Genomic DNA, 1,582 nt, shown 5'->3' on the forward strand with positions numbered 1-1,582 from the left:
CCCCGGTTTATCAACTGCTCAAATTGAACAGTAGGGACTGTTTCTGATACTTTCTCCATAATATATTAGTTTGTAGAAAGTTACCAACTCTTATTTACATGCCCCTGTGTGTGCTAAAATCTCATGTTCGCTTCATCCGTAAATATTTAATGTTGACTAGTTAAAGTCAACGGGTTTATACTTCTGTTAATTAATTAAAAAAACACAGCCAAGAGTTGTAAAATTTCATCCTCGAGCTCTATGGCTCAACCCTGTGTGCTTAGCTGTGCAACACCTGTTTCATCTGCGGGGTCTAACCCACCAGTAACCTAAACGGCTTTCCTTATCGGGATCAGACGCTAATGCCCAATCCCTTTAATTCGTTTTGTAAATGTGTTATACGCTTTTGGTTACGTTTCCTCTCAAATTCCTCCACCGAATAAGCCATGTAAGACAGCCTGGCGGTCAGAACAATGTAGGCAGCGTTCAGGATCTTATGTCCTATTATCAATAGTGCCTTTTTACGTCCTTTCCTTGCCGCCATGCTGTCGTACTTGGCCCGCAGGTAAGTTCCCTTGGTTCGTGTCGCTGCCCAGGCAGCCTCTACCAGCAAACTCTTCAGGTACTTATTTCCGTGTGTCGTCCGTCCGCTCATCTTCTTGCCGCCACTCTCGTTGTTACCCGGACAGATACCTGTCCATTTGGCCAATCGTTTGGGACTACCAAAGGTCTCTTCAACCTTTGTCCCAATCTCGGCCAGCATCTTTACGGCCATTACTGTATTGATGCCAGGTATGGTCTTCAACAGATCGATGCTTTCCCGGTCTTCTTCCAGAAGCCGCTCTACTTCTTGCTGTAGCACGGCAATCTGTGATTCCAGATAAGCCATATGGTGTTTGATCTGGGTCAGCATAAACCGATGATGATCGGTCATTCTTCCGGTAATGGCCTGGAAAAGTTCTGCTTTGCTTACTTTCAGCTTGCCATGGTAGAGTTCATCAATCAAAGCTTCCAGATCAGTCCGGCCAGCCATCAGACCCTCAATGATGCCTGTGGCAACAACGCCGGAGGTGCTGCTCACCACACTGCTCAGCTTGATATTGGCATCTTCCAGAATCTTCTGTATCCGGTTCTTCTCTGAGGCCAACTGCTGGGTCAGTTTGGTGCTGTATCGGTTCAGGTCCCTCAACTGACGGATCTTCTCTTGTGGAATAAAGCTCGCTTTCAGCAAGCCTGCCAGCAATAGCTTACAGATCCACTGGCTGTCTTTCTTATCAGTCTTTCTCCCTGGAACATTCTTCAGATGACGGGCGTTAACCAATATCACCTTGAAATCTTCCTCAAGAATATTAAAGACAGGTTTCCAGTAAACTCCGGTACTTTCCATGGCAACATGGCTGATGCCATACCCAAGTAACCAATCGCGTAAATCATTCAAAGAACTGGTGTACGTGTCAAAGGTTCTGGTCTCTCTGACCAAACCTTCTCCATCTATGGTGGCTACAACGCTCTTCTCATGAACGTCTAAACCGCAACCCCGGTTTATCAACTGCTCAAATTGAACAGTAGGGACTGTTTCTGATACTTTCTCCATAATATATTA

General features: G+C 45.6%; 1 protein-coding gene. It reads right to left on the bottom strand.

The genetic code is table 11. The features are described 5' to 3' along the window. Window positions 1-331: 331 nt before the first annotated feature. Complete coding sequence (locus P2W72_RS15680; protein WP_276364571.1) at window positions 332-1,573, bottom strand: IS110 family transposase; 1,242 nt, start codon at window positions 1,571-1,573, stop codon at window positions 332-334. Window positions 1,574-1,582: the final 9 nt, after the last annotated feature.

This window comes from Daejeonella sp. H1SJ63 (assembly GCF_029360775.1).
In the GTDB taxonomy this organism is placed as follows: domain Bacteria; phylum Bacteroidota; class Bacteroidia; order Sphingobacteriales; family Sphingobacteriaceae; genus Daejeonella.

Bases quoted from the DNA above. Each gene is read 5' to 3' on its own strand.
- P2W72_RS15680 (WP_276364571.1), bottom strand. From the start codon at position 1,573: ATGGAGAAAGTATCAGAAACAGTCCCTACTGTTCAATTTGAGCAGTTG.